Origin of the sequence: Brochothrix campestris FSL F6-1037, assembly GCF_000525915.1 — a bacterium.
GTDB classification, from domain to species: domain Bacteria; phylum Bacillota; class Bacilli; order Lactobacillales; family Listeriaceae; genus Brochothrix; species Brochothrix campestris.
This window is the reverse complement of record NZ_AODH01000068.1, coordinates 1-6,407: the sequence shown is the minus strand read 5'-3', so window position 1 is coordinate 6,407 and position 6,407 is coordinate 1. Positions and strand designations below refer to the sequence as shown.

5 protein-coding genes, 1 other RNA gene and 2 pseudogenes are annotated in these 6,407 nt (G+C 41.3%); 5 read left to right on the top strand and 3 right to left on the bottom strand.

Annotated elements, in window-relative coordinates:
• A pseudogene (locus BCAMP_RS11300) lies at positions 1 to 610 on the top strand (IS30 family transposase); the annotation flags it as partial.
• Positions 611 to 852: 242 nt separating this feature from the next.
• Here BCAMP_RS11300 and mnmA read toward each other — a convergent pair.
• Both mnmA and BCAMP_RS11290 read right to left on the bottom strand, forming a co-directional pair.
• A pseudogene (gene mnmA / locus BCAMP_RS11295) lies at positions 853 to 1,972 on the bottom strand (tRNA 2-thiouridine(34) synthase MnmA).
• A 14-nt stretch (positions 1,973 to 1,986) separates the two neighbouring features.
• Positions 1,987 to 3,129: a cysteine desulfurase family protein gene (locus BCAMP_RS11290; protein WP_035315693.1), complete on the bottom strand. Its 1,143-nt coding sequence runs from the start codon at positions 3,127 to 3,129 to the stop codon at positions 1,987 to 1,989.
• 186 nt (positions 3,130 to 3,315) lie between these two features.
• On the opposite strand from BCAMP_RS11290, the gene ssrS reads away from it, so the two are divergent.
• A non-coding RNA gene (ssrS, locus tag BCAMP_RS13240) (6S RNA) lies at positions 3,316 to 3,501 on the top strand.
• An 8-nt stretch (positions 3,502 to 3,509) separates the two neighbouring features.
• Here the strand turns inward: ssrS and BCAMP_RS11285 are convergent.
• The gene (locus tag BCAMP_RS11285) at positions 3,510 to 4,796 is read right to left on the bottom strand and encodes a replication-associated recombination protein A (protein WP_156921236.1); all 1,287 of its coding nucleotides are present in this window, start codon (positions 4,794 to 4,796) and stop codon (positions 3,510 to 3,512) included.
• Between the two features lie 186 nt (positions 4,797 to 4,982).
• Here BCAMP_RS11285 and cymR point away from each other — a divergent pair, with 186 nt between their 5' ends.
• The 3 genes from cymR to BCAMP_RS11270 all read left to right on the top strand — a co-directional run bounded on the left by cymR (position 4,983) and on the right by BCAMP_RS11270 (position 6,203).
• Positions 4,983 to 5,402, top strand: coding sequence for a cysteine metabolism transcriptional regulator CymR (gene cymR, locus BCAMP_RS11280; protein ID WP_035315690.1), 420 nt, complete (start codon positions 4,983 to 4,985; stop codon positions 5,400 to 5,402).
• Positions 5,403 to 5,419: 17 nt separating this feature from the next.
• Positions 5,420 to 5,740 (top strand): hypothetical protein, encoded by a 321-nt coding sequence (locus tag BCAMP_RS11275; protein WP_035315688.1) that lies wholly within the window; start codon positions 5,420 to 5,422, stop codon positions 5,738 to 5,740.
• A gap of 91 nt (positions 5,741 to 5,831) precedes the next feature.
• Positions 5,832 to 6,203 carry a hypothetical protein gene (locus BCAMP_RS11270; protein ID WP_035315687.1) on the top strand — a complete coding sequence of 124 codons (372 nt, stop codon included), beginning with the start codon at positions 5,832 to 5,834 and terminating at the stop codon, positions 6,201 to 6,203.
• Positions 6,204 to 6,407 lie beyond the last annotated feature (204 nt).

The following is a 6,407-nucleotide window of genomic DNA, read 5'->3' as shown; positions in this document are numbered from 1 at the left end:
AAAGCGAACGACTTCGATATCACAAAGCTACCAATGAAAGGTAAACGTAAGCCAAACGGACACAACGAACGTCGCGGAAGGCAAGCATTTAAGCGTAATATTTCGGAACGATTGACTGATTATACGCAATTCAATGAAGAATTTGGACACTTGGAAGGTGATACAATTGTCGGTGTTCATCATAAAAGTGCTGTTATCACGTTAGTTGAGCGACTTTCAAAAAGTGATTATCACATTAAAACCAGCAGATATCGAAAAAGCAACGACGGCTTGGTTACAATCTATTCCCAAAAACATGTTTAAATCAATCACGTTTGATTGTGGAAAAGAATTCTCAAACTGGAAAGAAATGAGTAACTCGAATGATATCTCTATCTATTTTGCGGATCCTGGAACACCTTCACAACGCGGTCTAAACCAAAATTCTAATGGCATTTTGCGTCGAAATGGCTTGCCAAAAAAGATGGACTTTAACCAAGTTGTCCAAAACTTCATTTCAGCTGTTGCTTCAAAAAGAAATCACATACCAAGAAAATCATTAAATTACCGGACACCATTGGAAGTGTTTTTGAGTGACGTAAATGAAGAACAATTGTCCAGCTTAATTTGACAAATAAGAAAGACAAAAAAAAGCAGTGCTCATCGCACTGCTTCAAACTGCTTTTATTTTGAAAGTTAGTTCAAGTGACTTTCGCTGCAAGATGACTTGACTGAAAAGAAACGTTGTTATGTCCTCTAGTTCAATCAGCTAACTTATATGCTATTTCATGGAAAAGTAGCGACGGCAACTAGTCGCTCTTCTTTTCCATTCCAATGTCTTCAAAGTTAAACGAGCTGATTTCACTGTTATTTTTAGCCTACGTACGTTATCAATTCACCCTCACGGTATAGGCGATCGATTGTCGCACCGCCGAGGCATTCTTCGCCATCATAAAGCACGACCGATTGACCGGGTGTGACGGCACGAGCAGGTTCTTTAAACGTCACTTTAATTTCATCACCGATGACGTCAACGGTCACTGCCACATCTGTTTGGCGGTAACGGAATTTAGCTGTACACTCAAACGAGCCTGTCTTAGGTGTTTTAGACGTCCAGCTCACTTTATTGGCGATTAAAGCCGTTGATAAAAGGGCCGGGTGGTCAAAGCCTTGACCAACATATAACGTATTGCTCGCTACATCTTTACCGACAACAAACCACGGTTCACCTTCGCCACCAATGCCTAAGCCTTGGCGTTGGCCAATCGTATAATACATCAACCCATCATGTTGACCCATCACTTCGCCTTCAAGCGTCGTCATTTTTCCTGGTTGAGCTGGTAAATACTCACTCAAAAAGTCTTTGAAATTACGTTCACCGATAAAGCAAATACCCGTACTGTCTTTTTTCTTTGCTGTCGCTAACGCTGCTTCTTCGGCACGACGACGTACTTCGGGCTTTTCAATCGCACCCAGCGGGAACATTACTTTTTTTTAATTGTGCTTGTGACAATTGATTCAAGAAATACGTTTGATCTTTGTTATTATCAACCCCACGTAACATCTTCACTTCACCGTTTTCATCGCGAACTGAACGGGCATAGTGACCGGTGGCAACGTAATCTGCACCGAGGTTTTCGGCATGTTCTAAAAAGGCCTTGAATTTAATTTCTTTGTTGCACATCACATCTGGATTAGGCGTACGTCCTAATTTATATTCTGCTAAAAAGTAAGTAAACACCTTATCCCAATATTCTTTTTCAAAATTAACGGCATAATACGGAATGCCAATTTCATTCGCTACTTTACGGACATCTTCGTAATCTTCGGTCGCTGTACAAACGCCAAATTCATCGGTATCGTCCCAGTTTTTCATGAATACACCAATTACATCATAACCTTGTTCTTTTAACATTAACGCCGTTACTGATGAGTCAACCCCACCAGACATTCCCACGACGACACGTGTGTTTGCATTATCATTCGTTTCCATCATTTCCACTCCTTTTATTTCGCCAATCGTTTATAAATACGAACCGTTTCGGCTGCTACGGCTTCAATCGCTGTTTTTGTTAAATTAATGCCAAAGCTAAAGCGCAAGCTCGCTTTTAATGCTGGTGTTTCGGGCCCATACATCGCCACCAAGACATGTGACGGTTCAATGCTCCCCGCCATACATGCCGAGCCACTCGAAACAGCAATTCCTGCCATATCAAGGTTCACTAAAAAGGCTTCAACAGAGACATGTTTGAAATGAATATTTAAAATATGGCTTAAACTATTTTCCCAACTGCCATTAATTTCATAGTCAACGCCCGCAACATCGAGCGCACCTATCATAATTTGTTTAAAGCCTTCGTAATCTTGTTGTTTTTGAGCACGTGTCTCTTCAGCAATTTTAACCGCTTCTGCAAAACCAACAATTGCCGGAAGGTTTTCAGTGCCGCCACGACGTTTACGTTCCTGATCACCACCGTACATTAGTTCGTGCAATTTCGTTTGAGCACGAACATATAAAAAACCAACACCACGAGGACCATTTAATTTATGCGCGCTGGTCGACAACAAATCAACTTGGAGGTCATCGACATTCATCGCTTCAAGGCCATACGCCTGTACGGCATCCGTATGAAATGTTGCCGAATGATTCGCGAGCAAGGCACCAATTTTTTTGATTGGTTGCACCGTTCCCACCTCGTTATTGCCATACATAATCGATACTAAGATTGTATCCGGACGAAGGGCATCGCGGATATCTGATAGAGCCACTTGTCCCTCGCGCGAAACAGGTAAATATGTCAGTTCAAACCCTTGTCGTTCCAACTCTTTGGCCGTTTTCAAGACTGCAGCATGTTCAATCGCTGTTGTAATAATATGCTTACCTTCATGTTGACGAGCTAATGCCGTCCCCATTAACGCTAAATTATCACTCTCGGTGCCGCCACTCGTCATTAACAACTCGCTGTCTTTAGCTCCAATCGATTGGGCTAATGTGTGACGCGCTGTATCTAATGCATAGCGGGCTTCGCGACCAAAATGATGCACACTACTTGGATTACCGGGTAATGATTGCATCACCTTTACCATTGCTGTAATAACGTCAGGATGTGTTGGTGACGTTGCGGCATGATCTACATATATTTGTTTCACTTGACTGCATCTCCTCTATTATACTAATCGTGGCTGTTGAAGCTATACGATTAAATTTCCATATCTATTGATTTTAAAAAAGAAATCACTAAAAAGCAAGTTTCTGGTTTGTAATTTAAAACTGTCAGTTTTCAGTGAACTTCAGTTGCTAAACTTTTTTTAAAAGTGCTATATTTAGGTCATAAGGAATACCTGATGTGTGCGTTAGAGTACCTATTTATTTTGACCGAACATATTTGTTACGGGAGACGTAAAAAACGTGGTGAACAAAAGCCTTTTCATGAGGACTTGTGAGCCCCGGTGAGTGTCACCCACCTGCTGTAAGAGCGGGTACAAAATTTAGGGAAAATCGACGGCACAATCGGGGTTCTTTTTTTTTGCTATTTTTTATGTTTTTCAAGCAATTCATACATGTCTGCCAAAGCATTTTCGAACTTACCCGATCGTTTCGGTAAGTAGTAATGCTTTTTTTTGATGTTATTTGGCAAGTATTGTTGCTTAACCCAATAACCGGGAAAATGTGTCGTTGGGTAGGCGTGAGGATATTTATAATCGACCGCTCGACCTAACTTAGCCGCGCCACGATAGTGACCATCCTTGAGATGATCCGGTATTTCACCACTGACCCCTTTACGAATATCACTTAATGCGGCATCGATTGCTAAATAGGCAGAATTCGACTTCGGTGCCAACGCTAACTCGATCACGGCATTAGCCAGTGGAATGCGCGCTTCAGGGAAACCGATTTTTTCGGCTGTTTGAATGGCTGCCAACACATGCACACCTACTTGCGGATTAGCCAAGCCAATATCTTCATATGCCATCACGAGCAACCGACGGCTAATGCTAAATAAATCACCGGCTTCAATCAGGCGCCCCAAATAATGCAAGGCCGCATCGGCATCGCTGCCGCGAATTGCTTTTTGCAAGGCACTTAGCACATCATAATGGCCGTCACCATCTTTATCCATCGCTAGACTTTTACGTTGCAAACACACTTCCGCTGTTTCTATCGTCACCACAACTTTATCATCTTCGTTAGCTGGGGTTGAAATAACTGCCAGTTCTAGGCCATTAAGTGCGCCACGCACATCGCCGTTGCTACTATAAGCAAAGTGTTCTAACGCAGCCTCACTGACTTCCGTTTGATACATCCCCAGGCCTTTTTCGGTATCGGCCAAGGCACGCTCTAACGCAACCACAATTTCTGCGGCCGTTAACGGTTTTAATTCGAAAATTTGTGTCCGACTACGAATCGCGGGATTAATTGCAATATAAGGGTTACTCGTCGTCGCCCCAATCAAAATAATCCGCCCACTTTCGAGATGTGGCAGTAAAAAGTCCTGTTTTGCTTTATCGAGGCGATGAACTTCGTCGAGCAGTAAAATAACATGGCCACTCATCCGTGCTTCAGCTGCCACAATTTCGAGGTCTTTTTTATTGTTAGTCACCGCATTAAGTGAGCGAAAGGCATATTTCGTACTGCCAGCAATCGCATTTGCAATTGATGTTTTGCCAATTCCAGGTGGTCCATACAGTATCATCGATGTTAAGCGTTTCGCTGTTACCATCCGATCAATAATCATACCTGGTGCCACGAGATGACTTTGACCAATAATCTCACTGAGACGTTGTGGACGCATCCGATAAGCTAGCGGTGTATCCATTTCCATTTTTTTCAGCTCCTTGCCCTTGTCGAGTCTCTGTTACTTGCTTCTCTAGTTTATCATAAATCATCGCCTTATTCAGTCATTCATCCGGTGGACTGCACCTTAAAAGAACGATATAACCCCGAGATAAGGCGATTTGTGGTATAATTCGAGTAGATATTATACTGTGTAGGAGGGTTTTGCTTGAAAATTTCAACTAAGGGACGTTATGGTTTAACCATTGTGATTGAATTGGCTAAACGTGAAGGACAAGGACCAACATCCTTAAAAACAATCGCGAAAACGCATGATTTAAGTGAACATTATTTAGAACAACTTATTTCACCTCTCCGTAATGCCGGCATTGTCCGCTCAATCCGTGGTGCCTATGGTGGCTATGTGTTAGCTAAAGAAGCTCACACCATTACTGCAGGTGATGTTTTACGCTTGCTTGAAGGACCGATTTCACTCGTTGAAGGACTCGAAAACGAAGAACCTGCTAAACGTGAACTTTGGAGTCGTATTCGAGATGCGGTTAAAGACGTGCTCGATTCAACGACAATTGATGACTTAGCCAACTATAATGAATCGGATGATTCCAGTGGCTATATGTTTTACATCTAACAGAAAGGAAGATTTGAATGACCTCTCCCTTTACTTACTTTTGGTTTTTATTAATCGGTATTTATTTACTCGCACTCGTCTTAACGGTATTGCATTTGCGTTTTCTCAAACAGCGCTTTTTATTTTTAATTCCAACACTGTTCGTTATGACGAGTGTGTCTTTTTTACTGGTAGCCATCTTCCAACGTAACTTTAATAATTTTTTATACGGACAAATTGGATCAATGTTTTTTGGCGGTGCGTTGTTCAGTATTTTACTGATTATGATTACGCGGAATTTATTTACTAACGAAAAAAAAATAGGCTTACACGGATTATATCAGCACTGTCTGGTATAATCCTTTGTCTTTTAAAGCCGACAACTATATAATAGAAATTACAAGCACTAAACTATATTACTGTGTGCTACTTCGATTGGAGTGATACTTAATGAAACGTCTACCGCTCATAACGATAATCATCGCCTTGTTGCTTGTGCTTTTTTTCTGCGTTCAAAGATGGAGTGCCTCACAAGTTGACGTTACCTTCGTGATGCTCGTCCAAGAAAAAGAGGGTTCCAACGACATTAGAGGCTTAATTGAAGGTGCTGGCAGCCAACATTTTAAATTCAAGCTCAATGATAAACTCTGGCAAGCGACCCAGTCCAATCATCGCTATGAAGTAAAGGCTACTTATAAAAATAAACATAAGCTTTCATCAAAAAAGAAAGAACGACTCGAGGGTCCATTTTGGTCGAACGAACGTAATTATGACATGTTAGCAAATGAGGTCAGCATTCAAAAACTGACATTAATTAAATAAAAAAGAGAGCCGACAGTTGGAGAAACTGCCACTATAATTAGATACAACTAAAAAAGAGCACCTCAAATTTGGTAAAATAAATTTGGAGGTGTTTTCTGATGTCAAAACATAATTTTTATCCTGTTGAATTAAAGATTCAAATTATTAAACGGTTTCTGAATGGTGAAAGCGCAGCTTCACTTCGTGAAGAATTTAAAATCCCTA